The 16,288-nt window shown below is 60.4% G+C and carries 19 protein-coding genes; 8 read left to right on the forward strand and 11 right to left on the reverse strand.

Annotated elements, in window-relative coordinates; translation table 11 throughout:
* Nucleotides 1–6 precede the first annotated feature (6 nt).
* Nucleotides 7–624: an HAD-IA family hydrolase gene (locus DYST_RS07280; protein ID WP_239951012.1), complete on the reverse strand. Its 618-nt coding sequence runs from the start codon at nt 622–624 to the stop codon at nt 7–9.
* A 157-nt stretch (nt 625–781) separates the two neighbouring features.
* On the opposite strand from DYST_RS07280, the gene DYST_RS07285 reads away from it, so the two are divergent.
* From DYST_RS07285 to DYST_RS07310, 6 genes are all read left to right on the forward strand, one after another.
* Nucleotides 782–1,501 carry a hypothetical protein gene (locus tag DYST_RS07285; protein ID WP_239951013.1) on the forward strand — a complete coding sequence of 240 codons (720 nt, stop codon included), beginning with the start codon at nt 782–784 and terminating at the stop codon, nt 1,499–1,501.
* A gap of 109 nt (nt 1,502–1,610) precedes the next feature.
* Nucleotides 1,611–2,126, forward strand: coding sequence for a Spy/CpxP family protein refolding chaperone (locus DYST_RS07290; RefSeq protein ID WP_102302302.1), 516 nt, complete (start codon nt 1,611–1,613; stop codon nt 2,124–2,126).
* A 50-nt stretch (nt 2,127–2,176) separates the two neighbouring features.
* Complete coding sequence (locus DYST_RS07295) at nt 2,177–2,869, forward strand: response regulator (protein WP_239951014.1); 693 nt, start codon at nt 2,177–2,179, stop codon at nt 2,867–2,869.
* 4 nt (nt 2,870–2,873) lie between these two features.
* Complete coding sequence (locus DYST_RS07300; RefSeq protein WP_239951015.1) at nt 2,874–4,106, forward strand: sensor histidine kinase; 1,233 nt, start codon at nt 2,874–2,876, stop codon at nt 4,104–4,106.
* Between the two features lie 513 nt (nt 4,107–4,619).
* A complete protein-coding gene (locus DYST_RS07305) occupies nt 4,620–5,021 on the forward strand; it encodes a YkgJ family cysteine cluster protein (RefSeq protein WP_239951016.1) in 402 nt (133 codons plus the stop codon).
* 79 nt (nt 5,022–5,100) lie between these two features.
* Nucleotides 5,101–5,256, forward strand: coding sequence for a hypothetical protein (locus tag DYST_RS07310; protein WP_239951017.1), 156 nt, complete (start codon nt 5,101–5,103; stop codon nt 5,254–5,256).
* Between the two features lie 109 nt (nt 5,257–5,365).
* Here DYST_RS07310 and DYST_RS07315 read toward each other — a convergent pair whose 3' ends face one another.
* The 8 genes from DYST_RS07315 to DYST_RS07350 form a co-directional block, all read right to left on the reverse strand.
* Nucleotides 5,366–5,578, reverse strand: a complete 213-nt coding sequence (locus tag DYST_RS07315; RefSeq protein WP_102302306.1) for a cold-shock protein — start codon at nt 5,576–5,578, stop codon at nt 5,366–5,368.
* 535 nt (nt 5,579–6,113) lie between these two features.
* On the reverse strand, nt 6,114–6,761 hold the full coding sequence (locus tag DYST_RS07320; RefSeq protein WP_239951018.1) for a GNAT family N-acetyltransferase: 648 nt from the start codon (nt 6,759–6,761) through the stop codon (nt 6,114–6,116).
* A gap of 189 nt (nt 6,762–6,950) precedes the next feature.
* Complete coding sequence (locus DYST_RS07325; protein ID WP_239951019.1) at nt 6,951–7,328, reverse strand: hypothetical protein; 378 nt, start codon at nt 7,326–7,328, stop codon at nt 6,951–6,953.
* A gap of 127 nt (nt 7,329–7,455) precedes the next feature.
* A complete protein-coding gene (locus DYST_RS07330; RefSeq protein WP_239951021.1) occupies nt 7,456–8,049 on the reverse strand; it encodes a histidine phosphatase family protein in 594 nt (197 codons plus the stop codon).
* Nucleotides 8,050–8,215: 166 nt separating this feature from the next.
* Nucleotides 8,216–8,644: a hypothetical protein gene (locus DYST_RS07335; RefSeq protein WP_239951023.1), complete on the reverse strand. Its 429-nt coding sequence runs from the start codon at nt 8,642–8,644 to the stop codon at nt 8,216–8,218.
* Between the two features lie 120 nt (nt 8,645–8,764).
* Nucleotides 8,765–9,091: a nucleotide pyrophosphohydrolase gene (locus DYST_RS07340; protein ID WP_239951025.1), complete on the reverse strand. Its 327-nt coding sequence runs from the start codon at nt 9,089–9,091 to the stop codon at nt 8,765–8,767.
* 186 nt (nt 9,092–9,277) lie between these two features.
* On the reverse strand, nt 9,278–9,691 hold the full coding sequence (locus DYST_RS07345) for a VOC family protein (RefSeq protein ID WP_239951027.1): 414 nt from the start codon (nt 9,689–9,691) through the stop codon (nt 9,278–9,280).
* A gap of 218 nt (nt 9,692–9,909) precedes the next feature.
* Nucleotides 9,910–10,386, reverse strand: coding sequence for an Lrp/AsnC family transcriptional regulator (locus DYST_RS07350; RefSeq protein ID WP_102302313.1), 477 nt, complete (start codon nt 10,384–10,386; stop codon nt 9,910–9,912).
* 119 nt (nt 10,387–10,505) lie between these two features.
* Between DYST_RS07350 and DYST_RS07355 the strand changes: the two genes are divergently transcribed.
* Together DYST_RS07355 and DYST_RS07360 are read left to right on the forward strand one after the other, a co-directional pair.
* Nucleotides 10,506–11,171, forward strand: coding sequence for a glutathione S-transferase family protein (locus tag DYST_RS07355; RefSeq protein WP_239951029.1), 666 nt, complete (start codon nt 10,506–10,508; stop codon nt 11,169–11,171).
* Between the two features lie 346 nt (nt 11,172–11,517).
* Nucleotides 11,518–11,769, forward strand: a complete 252-nt coding sequence (locus DYST_RS07360; RefSeq protein WP_239951031.1) for a hypothetical protein — start codon at nt 11,518–11,520, stop codon at nt 11,767–11,769.
* Nucleotides 11,770–11,903: 134 nt separating this feature from the next.
* Here the strand turns inward: DYST_RS07360 and DYST_RS07365 are convergent, their stop codons facing one another.
* Nucleotides 11,904–13,763 carry a glycoside hydrolase family 2 protein gene (locus tag DYST_RS07365; protein ID WP_239951033.1) on the reverse strand — a complete coding sequence of 620 codons (1,860 nt, stop codon included), beginning with the start codon at nt 13,761–13,763 and terminating at the stop codon, nt 11,904–11,906.
* A 29-nt stretch (nt 13,764–13,792) separates the two neighbouring features.
* A complete protein-coding gene (locus DYST_RS07370; protein WP_239951034.1) occupies nt 13,793–16,189 on the reverse strand; it encodes a GH92 family glycosyl hydrolase in 2,397 nt (798 codons plus the stop codon).
* Between the last annotated feature and the right edge of the window lie 99 nt (nt 16,190–16,288).

Here is a 16,288-nt window from a genome sequence, read left to right on the forward strand (position 1 = left end):
GCCCTGTCAGCTATCCGCTCGAGCACCCAACCGACGGAGTTCCTTCGCCAGCGCGTCGATATCGTTCTTGCCGTCATCGTGGAAGATCGCATGCATGCCCAGCGTGCGCGCCATCGCTACGTTGGGCTCACTGTTGTCGATGAAAATGCACTCCTCCGGTGCCACGGAGGCACGGGACATAGCGCTCAGGAAAATCTCCTGCCCTTGCTTGCTGCTGCCGACTTCCGCCGAGGCGACGATGGGGCTGAACAAGCTGTCCAAGTCCTGGTGCACCCGGAGATGATCCATACGGTCGATCGGATTGTCGGTAATGATCCCGATCGAATGGTGTGCCTGAAGCGTCCGGGCCAACGAAACCATGGCACCGTTCAACGGCGTGCTCTCGAAGGCCTCGAAAAGCAGCCCGATATCCAGATCACTGTTCAACGACTCGCACACCCCGGACCAGATATCGGCATGACGCGCGCGACCCGTGAACAGGTCGCCGGCATAAGGATGAAAGGCCGCATTGATCGTTGACAACGCGATGCCACTGGCCTCACTCAAATATCGACATGTCGTCAGCGAACCACTCTTGTCCGTGGTGAGGACGCCGTCGTAGTCAAAGAAAATCGTCCTGATCAATTCGCTCTCCTTTCGGCCGAAGAGGCCATGTTCCATCGGCGAGTGTACGCAGGCGGTCTTCATAATTCTTTACAGACCGTACATACCGCAGCCAAACCGACGACCTAGCGTGATGTCCCGCACGTCCCGTGCGCTTGGACAACGCGAAAGGATCGCCATGACTACCCGCATCGAATCGTTGCCGTACCCCACCGAGCATCAGGCAGCAACCATCCCAGCGGGCGGCGATGTTCGCCTCGCCGGGCTCGCCATCCTGGCAAGCGCCATTGTATCCACCGCCACGGTGGCGCTGGATCGGGGGGCGAGTGGCAATAACACGCAAGAAATCCTGCAGAGCATGCTGCAGATCCAGTCGTGGCATCAGAACGTACACGTGGTGGCGATGGCCTGCATATGCGGCCTGATGTACGGCTACACCGTGCTGTCTCAGCGACTGGATATGCGACGGCCCTCCGTACTGATCGGGCTCACCACCTACGCCCTGGGCAGCATGTTGATGTTGTTGGGCACCATTCTCGACGGCTTTATCAGCACGGGCATCGCAGCGGATTTCGTCAACGGCACACCAGAGGCGCAACAGGCCGCGCGTTGGATGATCCACGTGGTCGAATCCATCGCCTTGACCGACATCGCCCGAGTGGCATGGGTGCTGCAATCAGTGGCGGCCATCGCATGGGCCGTCGCCCTGTTTCGCGACGCTGGCACGCGACGCGTGGTGGGTTGCATCGGCCTGATCGCGGGAGGTCTGCCAGCAGTACTGGTGATCGCTGCCGGCTCGAAGATGGACCTCAGCGTGGTTGTCGGCACCTTGTTGCTGCAGGCCATTTGGAACGTTGCCGTGGGCGTGCTGTTGCTGCGTGAGCGGTCGTCGACCTGACGCGATTTCCGCTACTTCATATTTCTTTACCTGTGCTTCGTAAAGCACTCATGCACCGGGCTCAAGCTTGGCCCGGTCAACACAACTGACCCCACCCAGGAGGAAAACCATGGCTATCACGTCAACCACCTCAAAGAACCACACTCTGCGCACGGCACTGCTGGGCTTTATTGGCGGCGTCTCGCTCGCGGCAGGTATCGCCGTTCTCGCGAACGATGGCGGCGTCGCAGCCATGCACCACATGGCAGGACCTGTATCCCAGGCCGACATGGCCGCGCATATCGACAAGGTATGCCAGCACCTGTATATCGAGCTCGATGCAACGGACGTCCAGAAGTCCGCCCTGGATCCGATCTTCAAGCAAGCAGCCGCCGATCTGCTGCCCATGTTCCAACAGCTTCACACCGGCCATGCGCAAGTGCTAAGTCTACTGATGGCCCCCACTATCGATCGCACCGCGCTGGAGCAGGCGAGTGCTGCGCAAATCACCGTGCAGGGCCAGATAACACAGCGCATGACCAGGCTGGTGGAAGACAGCAGCAACGTATTGACGCCCGATCAGCGGCAGAAGCTGGTCGCGCACTTGACCCAGCATATGGCGACGAACGGGGCGATTCATGGTTGAAAACATTCGCCGGCGGCTATGATGTGGCTTTCGTCCTCAGAGCGGTAACCATGAGCGAACGCATCCTGGTTGTAGAGGACGATCCGCGTCTGGCCGGCATGCTGGACGAATACCTGCGCAACCAAGGGTATGTGGTGTCACAGGCGGCAAACGGGGCGCAGGCGCTGGAAAGACTCGGCGCAGACGTCCTGGATGCCGCCATCCTCGACCTGATGTTGCCTGATATGGATGGGCTCGACGTTTGCCGCAAACTGCGCGAGCGTTCCGACTTACCCGTGCTGATGCTCACGGCACGCGGCGATGCAATCGACCGCATCGTTGGCCTGGAGATCGGCGCCGATGATTACCTGCCCAAGCCCTTCGAGCCCCGCGAATTGCTCGCGCGGCTACGCGCCATTCTGCGTCGGCGCACAGCGCCAGCCTCAGGGGCGACCAAGGTGCTGGTGTTCGGCCAGTTGGAGATCGACGCCGATGCGCACGCGGTGAAGGTCGCCGGGCGCGAAGCCGATCTGACCACCTATCAGTTCGAGCTATTGCTCGCACTGGCGCAACACGCTGGGCGCGTGTTGTCACGCGAGCTATTGATGGACTTGGTGCGCGGCGAGCAGCCTGACGCGTTCGATCGCTCCATCGACGTGCATGTCTCGCGCATTCGCGCAGCCATAGAAGACGACCCCAAGTCGCCCAAGCGCATCATCACCGTGCGTGGCGCCGGTTACCTGTTCGCACGCAAGCAGGATTGAGCCCATGACGCGCCTCTACCTGCGCATCTACCTCACCGTCGTCGCCAGCCTGCTGGCCTACGCCGCCGCTTTTGCCTGGGTTTGGCACAGCAAGGGCGGTCCGTACGAGACGGCAATGCATTCTCAGGCACAAGTCATCCTCAATGCCCTGCCGCCTGCACAGGCGCCCGCGCTGGAGCAACAGCGATCCCTTGATAAGTTGGCGAAGGGGCAGCCGGGGCGCCTGGCATTACTGGATGATTCCCGACGACTGATTGTCGAGTCAGATGGAAGACCGAGCATCGACGACCAGCATGCTCTGCCCCACTCGAGCGAGTCACTGTGGACGCTGCATTTGCCTGATGGTCGCTGGCTGGAGGCAAGCCCGCCGCGCGATGGGCATCAGCCGCTGCACGTATTGCTGCTGAGCCTTTTGACGCTGGCCGCCATCATCGGTGTCCTGGTGCTGCCGGTCGTGCGGCGGATCACTGGTCGCCTGGAGCGACTGCAGCGGGCGGTAGAGTCGCTGGGCGCCGGCGATCTGCATGCCAGGGTTGCGGTGGAAGGTCGCGACGAGGTGGCGCGTCTAGCGGGCAGTTTCAATCAGGCCGCCGATCGAATCGAGGCGCTCGTCGGCCATCAGAAGTCATTGTTGGCCAACGCCTCGCACGAGTTACGCACGCCACTCACGCGCATCCGACTGGCGCTGGAACTTATCGGGCCCGCCGTCGATGAGGGGCGCCGAGATGGCTTAAAGCAGGACATCGGCGAGCTGGATGCCTTGATTGACGAAATTCTGCTGGCCAGCCGCCTGGAAGCGTTGCCGCATCTGGAAGCGATCGAACCGGTCGATCTACTGGCGCTCGCTGCGGAAGAATGCGCGCGCCACGACGGCGTCGACCTGGAAGGAACACCGGTGACCGTAAAGGGCGATCCGCGGCTATTGCTTCGGCTACTGCGCAACTTGCTGGACAACGCCACTCGCCATGGATTGCCGCCCGTCCAAGTGCGACTGCGGCTGACGGAAGGCCGCGCCGAACTTGTGGTGCGCGATCACGGCCCCGGGTTGACGGAAGACGAATCTCACCGAGTGTTCGAGCCGTTCTACCGAGGTAGCGCAGCACGCGACCGCGCCGGTACCGGGTTGGGACTCGCGCTGGCGCGGCAGATCGCGCGCCACCACGGCGGCGAGCTTGGCTGCCGATACGAACCCGATGGTGCTTTTGCCTTGGTAATGTCCATACCCGCTGAGATGTGACGCGGCTTTAGACGGCAAGGCGAGCGGCAAGCTTGAAATCCGATCACCAGCCAGGCCACGCCACAACCCGTTCGAAAACAGCTTCGAGGCGTTTCCGCCTACGGCCCGGATCCGCTCTTGGTGGTTCTCGAAAGCGTCCGATTTGGGTTGGCGACACTAAACGCCATCACACCTGGGACTTTTAACATTAAGCATCCCAAGGAAGCGTAACGTGGATCGTCCAATTGTCGTCAGGTGCCCCTATGGAAAAGGTCGATAAGCCGCTTTCGACGGTTTACATTCACTCGGTCTACTCGGGAAGCAAAACCACCCGTCTAGTGGACCAAAAGAAGTCCTTTCAATCGACCAGCCAGTTTGATCGTGATCCGGCCCATTCCGGCCAGGCACCAGAGCACCCGACCCCGGGTAGAAAGCCCTATCGCAAATAGTTGGCTCTGGACCGCGGCCACGGCTTGACTCTGGCCTGCTACCTGGGGGAAACGGCGCTTTACACCTGCTGGGGTACACTGCCTTATGAATAACCCCCAACGCCCTTCCCTACCGCAACAACACGTAGGGCCAGACTCAGAGCCGGGCGACCCTTCTGCGCATGCTCCCGCGAACAAGCTCCGCCTTGGGCGGGCGCATTGTTCCACCTGCCAAGCGGGGTGCTGCCGCCTCACGGTCGTCTTGCAGCCGGACGACCGCGTCCCCGATCACATCACCACGTATTCACCCGAAGGCCTGCACGTTATGAAACGTAGCGAGGACGGCTGGTGCGTGGCCCTGGATCGGGAACACATGAACTGTGGCATCTATGAGACGAGACCCTCGGTGTGCCGTCGCTTCGTCATGAATGGCCCCTACTGCAGAACCATTTATGCTGATTGGAGCAATTCCGTCGCCGTCAGTGCGCGGCCCAAGCCGGTCGCATAGCTTCTGCCCTTTCTTTCGCAACACCGGTGGATGCACCGCACGAGCCCGGCCACACATCACTACACACGAGGACGTTCCATTGGCAAAACCAAACTATTCCTTCGAAAAGCGCCAGCGCGAAATCGCAAAGAAGAAGAAACAGGACAACAAGCAGGCGAAGAAAGAGGCATCACGCGATGGTGCTGGTGCCAAGACGCCGCCCAGCGCGAACGCATCAACCGCCGAGGGCTCCTGAGCCCCACCGGCGATGGAGCACGCGCTGGCCCAATGCATTACGGGCGCGCGTTTGCGGTAAAAAAAAACCCGGCACATGGCCGGGTTCTTTTAGGTAGAGCCGGGGGTCGTTAGACCACCTGAACCTGCTCTGCCTGCAGGCCCTTCTGGCCCTGGGTCACAACGAAGGACACCTTCTGGCCGTCGACCAGGCTCTTGAAGCCCGACGACTGGATGGCGCGGAAGTGCACGAACACGTCGTCACCGCCCTTGTCACGGCTGATGAAGCCGAAGCCCTTAGCATCGTTGAACCACTTAACCGTACCGGTTTCTGTCTGAGACATGTCTATTTTCCTTGGAGCAAGTAAAGCCGCAAAGCGGCGGAAAGGCTGGTCGCAAGGAGGAAGGCGGTACAACGGTGTAGTGGAACTGCGACCTACAGCATCGGGCCACGATTCATGGTGACCCCTGAAACTCAGCCCGTGAAAGATAGGGCTCCTGGCGCCAAAGTGCAAACACCAACTAGTTTAGGGTACCCCTCGCACTGGGGATTCTACTGCCAGCACAGCCACTTACCCAAGAGTCGATCGATTCCGTCCGAGTGTGCTTTGAGGGCCAAAACGCAGGTTCCCGCCCTGCATCAAGCGCCCCGCCAATCATCCGCAGCGCCCTGGAGCGCTCCCAATGCTTTACGCCAGCAAGTTCGAAAAGGCTCCAAAGCAGACAACCAAGACGCCTTGGAACGATCTAACGAACGGAAAACGAGACCAAAGAACACCATGTCCCAAATAAGGACGAAGGCAAACGGGTAACGCCTGTTCGTGGCCATGCCCCCAACCCTCGCAAATACCGTACTAACTTGCGATCGCCAGCCTGACATCAAAACCCTGTGTCCGGAATGGTTGCAGCAGCGAAAGGTGCGATCACCGTCCAGCCGAGGCGCGTATAGAGACCGCGACCATCTTCGGTCGCAACCAGGAGCTGGGGGCCGGTGAAGCACCTCCTCGCGGATCCGAGAGCATTCATGACAGCGACGCCCAGCCCCTTTCGTCGGTGATCCGGCGCGGTCTCGATGCGATCGTAAATGAAGACATCCGTCGTCTCCGCCGCACAGCCGCTGGCGGCCACATCTCCATCCGGTGCGATGACGTGAACTTGGGTAACCGGCCCGTCCCGATGAAACTCCATCTCGTATCCGTCGGGCAAAGAGCTTGCTTCAAGGGCGGTCGCGGTCGCCTTCATAAAGTAATTCGCCGGCTGAATCTCCCAACGTTCGGGCAGCGCGCTTCGCAGTTCGTCGTTGGCGCCACACAACTTCAGATAGTGCTTTGGCGCCGTAATCTCAGATGCGATGTCGTGTAACCCTTCGCATAGCTGCGGAAAAACCCAGCGCTTCACTTCCTTCTCCGAATGGGTATCCACCCTAAAGCCCCCACGATCGTGGACAGGAAGCGGGGATTTTCTTGCCATCGAATGCGCTGTTTGCCACGCGAAAACAAGTTCCGGATCGAGATAAGGATTGACCATCGTTGGTTCCATGCAGTAGCTAGCTTGAGTGGTGCCGTGCGTTGCCTGATGTTCCCTCGTAGTTACCAGAGCTTCGACGGTTCAATCGTCGTATATCCGCCAGTCCAATGATCCATGCTTGTGCGACCCTCGCATTCTGCGTTGCGTCGAAAACGGGCGCTGCCCCGGCTCATCTTGGCTGAATCGAAATCAGGTCTCTACGTAGACCTCGTGCCAAAGTGTGACCCGTCCTTGTGGATCAAAAGAAAGCAGCAGCATGGCCTCAAACCTATCCACTGCGCCATCCAATCGCGTAACGCGCGCGGTCATGGCCACCACGATACTCGAGCCTTCAGCAACGTCCTCGTGGAGGTCATAGTCAATGGCTTGAATGTTTCGGCGAAAACCGTTTAGAAAATCCAGGTAATTCGAGTGGTTCGCGGGGTGAATGCGGCCGTTCGCCTTGATCACGAACTGCGTCGCAAAGACCTCTGCAATGTCGGATTCGCTAAGCGAGCTGGTTGAGGTCAAATGGCGCCGGTTCCAATCAAGCAATCGGCGAAGATTTTCTCTACTTTGGTTTTGCATCTTGCTTGTGTGCCTTTCGGATATCAGTAGATATTCGCGTGGGGTCCAGAGCGGACAGCCACGGCCAGTTCCAAATGCCATTGCTCGGCAACACACCCGTGTAGGCCATGCCGCTGTCAAAGCCGATTTATGGCTGGAGATTCCACTTGACGATGGCCCGGACTTCGCGCTCGAAGCCGAGCACGCTGACGGCCGCCGTATCGAGCGCCAGATGCGCGCCCAGCGATGGTTCACTCGTTGCCCAAACAGCGGCGAGCGTGCGCAGGAAGTGTGCGTGCGAGAACAGAGCGATGCTGCTTACATCGCGGCTCAGCAAGCGATCGATGAGTGCCTGCGCACGTGCGCCGACCTGCGCGGCGTTCTCGCCGTCGGGAATGGGTGATGTCCACACGGACCAGTCGGGCGCTTGCTCGCGGATATCCGCCGTCTTGCGCCCTTCATAGATGCCGTAGTTCCATTCGTGCAGTTCGGGCTCGATCTGCGCCTTATCGCCCAGGCCAGCGAGCCGGCACGTTTCAATGGCGCGCTGCATCGGGCTGGTCAGCACAAGGTCGAACGTCTGCCCCGCGAGCAGCGATGCGAGCGCGGAGGCCTGCCTGCGGCCTTGCTCGGTCAATGCGATGTCAGTAGTGCCTGTGTGCTGGCCGGACTTGCTCCATTCGGTTTCGCCGTGGCGAATCAGCCAGATGTGCGGGCCAGGCTTAGGGGTCATGTCGCTCATGAAGGTCCGATAGGAGTGCCAAGAACGCTATTGTGCGCTGATGGTCCCGGCTACGTCCTTAAAACCCCGGTGATGTCCAAACTTGCCGAACGCGACTAAAGCTCCACCCTGCTCAGCCTCGGTCAGCAACTGGAATTCCTGGTGCATCGACCCAGCTGATCGGTGACTAATCGTTGGCGAACAAAAGATAGTGAGCACCGACGGAACGATCCACCGTCAAAGGCACAAACAGCTCGCCGTTCATCGCAAAGATACCGCCCGGCGGCACAACATCACCACAGGCCAGCGCAACCCCAGGTTGTGCCCGGATGATGGCAATAAAGCTGTTGCCTTCGTCGGAGTAGCTACCCAAGCCAATCGCATCGCACATACCAGTCGATGGCGCGAAATAAGCGCGAACGGCTTCGACGGTCATGGGCATGTAGACCTCGATATGGTCCTGCCAGATATCCTCATCCTCCTCGTACATCCACATGCCGTAGCCATCGTCCTGGCGGTCGATGAACACTTGCTGGTCCACGTGCGTGCGGTAGCCGCCGATGAAGCTGTTGTAAGTACTCAAGTCATCGGGTGGTGGGGAAATGAAAACGCTCACTAGCGGCCTTCCTTGGGCATGGAGATGGAATGGGTGTTGGCATGGCACCTAACTCCCGTGTTCACGCGCGAGTTCGAGCGACCCAAAGCGGCGCCGAATTCGTCGCCGTGGAATCTTCTGCTATGTGCGAAGCTCGCTAGATACGTATTCGGCTAGCTCTCCGGTGTTTCTGACAAACTCCGCCTCTAAATCGATACCGCACTTATTTGCAAGAACAATAATCGACCATAAACAATCCGACAATTCATGACCAAGTTTTGCTTTGCAGTCGTCAATATCTCGGATACCAGCGTTTGCCTGGATCAGTTTTGCCAGGTCGCCTACGTCCCCTACGAAACCAAGCGCAAGCTCTCCTGTAGTCCAGATGCGCCCATACCTTTTGATCTCAAGCTGTTCGTAGAGTTCGTTTAGCTGTAGCGCTGACTTCTCAAGATCACTGAATTTCATGTTGATTGCACCTAACCCTGGTTATACGTCGCGGTGATAATGGCGCTCACTAACGTCCGCGTCGGGTCGAAATCAGGCCTTGTCACAGAGCCATGAATCAACCCATCCTGAAGTCCGCCTCGCTCTCGAAGCGGACTTTCTCTATGGACACGACCGGTGCGATACACCTGTTCGCTGCAGAATGACTTAGCCCTGCGGCGGGATGGCGCTCGGATCCATCCACATCACTTCCCAGATATGGCCGTCCGGATCTTCAAAGCTTCGGCCATACATAAAGCCATAATCCTGCACGGGCGTGGGGTCGGCCTTGCCGCCTGCGCCGCTCGCCTTGTCGACCATGCCGGTCACCTCGTCACGACCATCGGCTGACAGACACAACAGAACCTGTGCGTCGACATGGGCATCGACGATGCGCTTGTTCGTGAACTGACGCCATTTGTCATGGGTGAGAAGCATCACGTGGATCGTATCGGAGAGCACCATGCAGGCCGCAGTGTCGTCGCTGAAGGCGGGGTTGTTCACCGCGCCCACGGCTTCGTAGAACGCCTTCGATCGCTTGAGGTCAGTCACCGGCAGGTTGACGAAGATCATCTTGCTCATTATTGGTTCCTTTGGACGTCAGCCGCGACAGGATTGCCGCAGCACATGACCGACGAGTGGAAAGGGAAGAAATCGACAACACGTGCAAAATACAGATCCAGCGCGAGCAGGCCTATCCGTCTTTAGCAAACACACTTCGCCCTGCCTTGCACTTGGCTGACGACAGCGGTCTTTCGAGACTCCACATAAGCCAGCATGCACGGCTGGCGTAATGCCGCTCAGGCCGATGGCTCCAGCGGCACCAGCATGCCGCGCTTGAGCGTGCTCAGTGCCACCCGGGTCTGGAAACGACGAACATTCGCGTTGTCCGCGACGAGGCGTTGCATGAGGGCTTCGAAATCGTCGACGTCACGAGCTACGACAATCAGCACATAGTCGCCCGCACCCGTGACGTACCACGCCTCCTGAATGCAGGATTCGGCAACGATCCATTGCTTCAGGCTCGCCAATAACTCAGGCCGCTCTCGTTCCACTTCAACGTCAACGATCATCGTCAACGGGCGCCCCGCCCGCTTAGGATCCACCACCGCGACCTCGGCAAGAATGACGCCATCCTCCCGCAGGCGGACGATGCGTCGCTGCACCGCGGAGGCGGACAGGCCGACGTCCGCGCCAATCAGCTCGGCGGGCCGGCGCGCGTCCTTTTGCAGGACGCCCAGGATGCGTTGGTCAATCTTGTCCAGTTCACCGGTCACGTACGCGCGAACTCCATGCAAGACGCAGGAAACAGGCGTTGCCCCGCCCTAAGTTGCGGGCTGGCCGCGCGGGCGGACTCTAGCATAGCCCGCACCTTCAAGATCCAGAGCGCCGTTGCATGAAGCTCCACTATCAGTCGCATTCACCGTACGCACGAAAGGTGCTGGTGTTCGCTCACGAAGCTGGGCTGGCCGATCGCATCGACGTGATCCATCAGGAAACCAGCCCCGTGCAGCGCAACGATGAAGTGTTCGCCCTCAACCCGTTGGGCAAGGTTCCCGTGCTTGTCTGCGATGACGGCACGGTGCTGTTCGAGTCCAGTGTCATTTGCGAGTACCTGGATGATCTGCATGACGGAAGCAGGCTCATTCCATCGACGCCCTCGCGACGCTTTCCGGCCCTGCTCCGTCAGGCCGTCGCCCAGGGTTTGGCCGATGCCGGCATTGCGGCACGCTGGGAATCGGAACGACGTCCCGAGGCGCTGCGATGGCCGCCCTTGCTCGAAGGTCATCTGCGGAAGGTCATCGCCGTCTGTGACTATCTGGAAGACCATATCCCCCACAACGAGCAGGTGGATATCGGCGATATCGCGCTCGCGACCGCGCTTAGCTGGATTGCTTTTCGGCGTGTCCACGACTTTCAACCGGGACGCCCGCGGCTATCCGCGTGGTACCAGCGGTTCTGCGCGCGCCCATCCATGATCGCCACGCCACTCTTTGGCGACACCATCGACCAACCTTTGTCGGCAAGCACGGGAGCCACGCATGTCGTCGCCATGGTTTGACCTGTTGTGCCTGCATGGCTACATCACCGAAGTGCGATGGCTGCATCCGCGAATGAATCGTCCACCCGCCACGCCGCAACCCAAGCCTGTACCGCGGAGCACGGGTGCCGTGCTCGCAAGGCGAGCTGTGACGTCCTTACGGCTATGCCTTGGCATTGGTGATGGCGCTTTGCGCTCGCAATAACGGAAGACGCGCTCAAGTCAGATTCACTTCGAATTCAAGGGAAGTAAACCTGACGCCAAAACTCAGTCTGGCTCCCCGCGAAACGTCATCAGGTGACTAGTTCTTCGCTAGGACTTTTCCGATAGAAGCGCCATGGCGTTTCCTGCCCAATGCGATCTGGCCATGCCGGCCAGCATTCCAAAGAGCGGAGAGCGTGTTATGGGCATTCTGGATACCTTGGGCGAAGTAGTGGGCGCGGTAGCCGCCGTCGAAGCGGCTGAAAAGCTCGATCCGAACGCAGGCCTTCTGACCAAGGGCGTGGCGGCGATCGCTGGCTTCAAAGGCGCGGGGGCGCTGGAATCGACCCTGGCAAAGAAAGAGGGTGATGCCGATACCAACGAGGCCGAATCACAAGAGCCAGATTCGCAAGCCTGATTGACAAACGTAACAAAAGGGACCGGCAGTGACGCTGCCGGTCCCTTTTTGTTTGCGTCAATCAAGCGACGTCGCCAACCCCGGCGCAAGCACCATCGGAAGATCGATGGACTCGCCCTTCCACACGCAGGGTCTTAAGGTTGACCACCTGCGCGTATCGTCGCTTCGTTGGTCGCGCGCACTTTCGCCTCATCCACCTTTTCTATCTTGCGGTCATAGGTGAACAAGCCGTTGTGCTCACCCTCGACGTCGGTGATCTGTGTGTAGACGCTGCCAGACACACCCACGCCAGGGCCTTTATCACGCAGCACGGCGGTATTGGCGACGTAACCGTCGGTCAGCGCGGCGCTGTCCTTCACTGACCCGTACGGATTGATCGGCGTGTTCGGCCAGACATGACCGGGAACGCCAAGGGTCAGGCCACCGTGTTCGCCATCAATGGCGGCGCGTGTTGCGTCCGGGCTGGGTAAACCGGGCCCTTGATAGTCGTGCACGTCATAGACGTCGCCGGCGTGCGGGTCGCCCTTGGTGTCGCAGCAGTTGGCACCGCTACGCGCATCGACCAGACGCGAGGGATCACGCTGCTTGATCAAGCCAGCCAGCTCCGCCGCGGCAGGAATACTCCACTGACCCCAGCCCTCGTTGAACGGAATCCAGCCGATGATCGAGGTTTCACCCTTGAGCTGGTCGACGATGGCCGACACGTCGGTACGGAAGCCCGCCTTGTCGGCCGCACTGAGCGCGTCGTTGTGGCCGTTCGGCAGTGCTGGCATGTCCTGCCACACCATCAGACCGATGTGGTCGGCCCAGTAATACCAGCGCGCCGGCTCCACCTTGATGTGCTTGCGGATGGTGTTGAAGCCCAGGTCCTTGGTCTTCTGCACGTCGAACTTGAGCGCCGCATCGGTGGGTGCGGTGTAGATGCCATCCGGCCAGTAGCCCTGATCCAGCGTAGCCAGCAGGAAGGTCGGCTTGCCGTTCAACACGATGCGGTTGCGTCCGCCCACTTTCTCCACGGCGACGGAGCGCAAGCCGGCGTAGCTGGTCACCTCGTCACGTTGATCGCCCCGCGTGAGCGTGGCCTTGAAGGTGTACAGGAAGGGATCCTGTGGGCTCCACAGGCGCGGATGCGCGATGGCCAGATGCAACGGTTGGCAGGCCGACCCACTCGTTTCGCTCACGATCCCGCCATCAGTGTAGGCGGTCACATTGAGCGTCGCGCCTTTGCAGCCACCATTCAGCGTCGAGGTGACGGTGAAGGCGTCCAGGCTGCGCGTTGGCGTGAAGCTCAGCTGCGCGAGACTGGTAGCAGGCACCGGCTCCAGCCACACCGATTGCCAGATACCCGAGGCCGCAGTGTAGAAGATGCCTTCAGGCTTCAGCCGCTGCTTGCCGACCATCACGTTGGTACCATCCACCGGCGCATGCACGGCGACGATGATCTCCTGTGGCCCGCTCGCCCGAAGCCCCTGAGTGATGTCCGCGCTGAAGGACGTATAGCCACCGGCATGCTTCGCCACCTGTGTACCGTTGACGTACACCGTGGCCTCCTGCGCCACCGCACCAAAGTTCAGCCGTACGTGCTGGCCGTGTGCAGTGAATGCGGTCGGGATGTCCACCAGTCGACGGTAGGTCAGGAAGTCCGAATGCTTTTGCACGCCCGAGAGCACCGATTCGATCGGGTACGGCACCAGCACTTTGTCCTTCAGTGTCTGACCGAACTGCGGCGTGCCTTGCACATCGCTCGACGCGTATTGCCATAGCCCGTTGAGGCTCATCCATTGCGGATGCTCCAGCGATGGGCGTGCGAGCTGTGGGCGTGGATACTCAGGCAACGCATTGTCAGGTGACACCTCGGCAGTCCACGGTGTCGCCAACGGCGCCGCCTTGCCGTTCCAGACCATCGACTGATCCGGCGACGCGACGGCCATTGATGCAAAGCCCATCGCCACGATCATGCAGGCGCATGCGCCCCGTACTTTGATGCGGTCCATGATCCGTTCGTTCCTCATCGCGCCCGTGATCATTTCCGCTCCCCTGACATCGAGGACGGTGCATCGTGCGGATCGGCGCCCCATGCCTTATTCGGCTCTGGCCCCATCGTCAACACCAATGTAGCGCCGTTCGCGATGTCGGCATGGCTGAACCATGGCTTGGTCCACGGCTTGCCGTTGAGCGTGGCGGACTGGATGTACATGTTCTTGGCCGAGTTGTTGCGCGCGACGATCTCCAACACCTTGCCGTTGCCCATGTGCAGGCGAACCTTGTCAAAGATCGGGCTGCCGAGGATGTAATCGGGGCTGGCAGGATCAACCGGGTAGAAACCCATCGCGCTGAGCACATACCAGGACGAGGTCGAGCCCTGGTCGTCCATACCGGGGAAAGCGTAGCCACTGGCGTCGCTGCCATACATCTCGTCAAGAATGCGGCGCGCCAGCGCCTGCGTCTTCCAAGGTTGGCCGCTCCATGCATAAAGGTAGGCCGCCTGCTGGTCCGGCTGGTTGCCTTGCACGTACTGCCCGATCAGGCCTGTGCAATCTCGGCAGATACCCTTGGGTTGGTAAGGCGTGGAGAAAAACGCGTCGAGCTTGGCGTTAAATGCGTCGCGCCCGCCGAGCAGATCGATCAACCCCTGCACGTCGTGTGGCACCAGCCATAGCGTGGACCAGCCGGAGGCTTCTTTCATCATGAAGTTGTAGTACGGCTCGCCCGGATCGAATGGCGAAATCCACTTGCCGTCCGCCGTGCGGCCGCGTATGAAGCCCACCGCAGGATCGAACACGTTGCGGTAATTCGCGGCGCGACCCAGGAACATCTTCGCATCGTCCGCCTTACCGAGCCGGCTGGCGACGTCGGCTAGCGCGTGATCATCCCAAGCGTATTCGAGCGTGGTCGCGGCACCGGCCTTGCCATCCGCGTAGGGAGGGCTGGCATTGGCCGGCGGGAGGATGTCGGAGATCCAGCCGTTCTTCATGTACTCGGCAAGATAACCGCGCGGCCCCTTGGGATCGGTGGCGTTCTTGCGCAGGTACTCGTAAGCAGCCGCGTAGTCGAACGGAATACCGCGCTGCCAGGCACCGTCGTAAAGGAACACGGCGTGGTCGCCGTGGAACGAGGTGTCCATGTAGCCGCGTTCGCGTGCGCGATCCAGCTCAGAGCGCATGATGTCCTGCACGACATTCGGCTCGAGCAGCATCAGCAAGGTGATCTGGTTGCGACCCGTATCCCAGAACGGCACCGGGCCATAGCGGTCGTAGCTGGCGACCTGCACGCGGCCATCCTCACCGGTGAAGTGGTCGCCTTTGCGCGCGATCAACCGTGGGCTGGCGAAGGAGTGATACAGCGTCGAATAGAACAGCATGCGCTGCTTGGGCGTGCCGCCGGTGACTTCGACACGGTCGAACAGCTTCGCCCAGGCTGCGCGCGCCTGAGCGTGCACGCGATCGAAATTCGCATCAGGATCTTCGTCGCGCAGTCGCTGCTCGGCCTCGTCGGCACTGTGCCCATGAGCGACTCTCACCAGCACCTGCTCGCCGGCCTTCGTATCAAAAGTGACATAGGCGCCCGCATAACTGCCGGATACGGTACGTCGATCGGTTTGCACGTCTTGGTCACCGATCCCATAGCCCTGGTGTTCATGGTTCGCGCGGAACGTGCCGAAGCGGACGAATGGTCGCGAGAATTCAGCGACAAACCACGGGCCGTCCGCATCGTTGTCCACGCGGCCACCCGTGGTGACGCCGCGAATCGTGCGGTCGCCGACGACTTCCACGTCGCCACCCGGGCGACGCAGATTGATGATGACGTTCGAACGATGGCTTTCCGGAAAGGTGAAACGCATCAGGCTGGTGCGCTGCGTCGCCGTCAGTTCGACCCGAGTGTGGAACGTGGCCAGATCCACCGCGTAATAACCGGGCGAGGCTTTTTCACTCGCCTTGTCGTAATACGACTGCGCATAGTTCGGTGGCATGGTCCAATCGCCGACCACCGGCATGATCATCGGCGCAGCACGACCACCGTAGGTCGAGCCACCACCGGTGAAGCCGATCATCGTCGGGTTGGCGTAGTAGTAAGACATGGCCACGCCGGTGGGATAGCTCAGGTCGACATTCACGTTGACCGGTGTCGCCTCCGTCGCGCTTTGCGGCAGGCTGGCGCCCGGCGATGTCATGCCTGAGTACAACGGCTCGCCCGGCGGCGGCGCATTACCGATCAGCTCCTGCCGATCCAGTGGCGCGGTGCCGACCAGCGGGTTGGCTTCATCGACGGCCGACGACGCAGGTGGCGACGTGCTGTCGTTCTTGGCATACCCCACGCCGATGCTGCCAAGCGCGAATACCGCCAGCGCGAGAGGCCACGCGGTGCGCTGGCTGTGGGTCCACGAAACACTTCGGCGAAGTCGTGCAAGAGACGGATTCATGATCGCTTCCTGTCGGAAAGTAGGCGTATCCGCTGCGATGCGGACAGCGACCTTTCACCTCCCCCGCCAGGAGGAAGGTGAAAGGCGTAAAGGCCGATC

The organism is Dyella terrae, from assembly GCF_022394535.1.
GTDB lineage: Bacteria > Pseudomonadota > Gammaproteobacteria > Xanthomonadales > Rhodanobacteraceae > Dyella.

Coding starts and splice junctions, on each gene's coding strand:
- DYST_RS07285 (WP_239951013.1), top strand. CDS start 782: ATGACTACCCGCATCGAATCGTTGCCGTACCCCACCGAGCATCAGGCA.
- DYST_RS07290 (WP_102302302.1), top strand. CDS start 1,611: ATGGCTATCACGTCAACCACCTCAAAGAACCACACTCTGCGCACGGCA.
- DYST_RS07295 (WP_239951014.1), top strand. CDS start 2,177: ATGAGCGAACGCATCCTGGTTGTAGAGGACGATCCGCGTCTGGCCGGC.
- DYST_RS07300 (WP_239951015.1), top strand. CDS start 2,874: ATGACGCGCCTCTACCTGCGCATCTACCTCACCGTCGTCGCCAGCCTG.
- DYST_RS07305 (WP_239951016.1), top strand. CDS start 4,620: ATGAATAACCCCCAACGCCCTTCCCTACCGCAACAACACGTAGGGCCA.
- DYST_RS07315 (WP_102302306.1), bottom strand. CDS start 5,578: ATGTCTCAGACAGAAACCGGTACGGTTAAGTGGTTCAACGATGCTAAG.
- DYST_RS07320 (WP_239951018.1), bottom strand. CDS start 6,761: ATGGTCAATCCTTATCTCGATCCGGAACTTGTTTTCGCGTGGCAAACA.
- DYST_RS07325 (WP_239951019.1), bottom strand. CDS start 7,328: ATGCAAAACCAAAGTAGAGAAAATCTTCGCCGATTGCTTGATTGGAAC.
- DYST_RS07330 (WP_239951021.1), bottom strand. CDS start 8,049: ATGAGCGACATGACCCCTAAGCCTGGCCCGCACATCTGGCTGATTCGC.
- DYST_RS07340 (WP_239951025.1), bottom strand. CDS start 9,091: ATGAAATTCAGTGATCTTGAGAAGTCAGCGCTACAGCTAAACGAACTC.
- DYST_RS07345 (WP_239951027.1), bottom strand. CDS start 9,691: ATGAGCAAGATGATCTTCGTCAACCTGCCGGTGACTGACCTCAAGCGA.
- DYST_RS07355 (WP_239951029.1), top strand. CDS start 10,506: ATGAAGCTCCACTATCAGTCGCATTCACCGTACGCACGAAAGGTGCTG.
- DYST_RS07360 (WP_239951031.1), top strand. CDS start 11,518: ATGCCGGCCAGCATTCCAAAGAGCGGAGAGCGTGTTATGGGCATTCTG.
- DYST_RS07365 (WP_239951033.1), bottom strand. CDS start 13,763: ATGGACCGCATCAAAGTACGGGGCGCATGCGCCTGCATGATCGTGGCG.
- DYST_RS07370 (WP_239951034.1), bottom strand. CDS start 16,189: ATGAATCCGTCTCTTGCACGACTTCGCCGAAGTGTTTCGTGGACCCAC.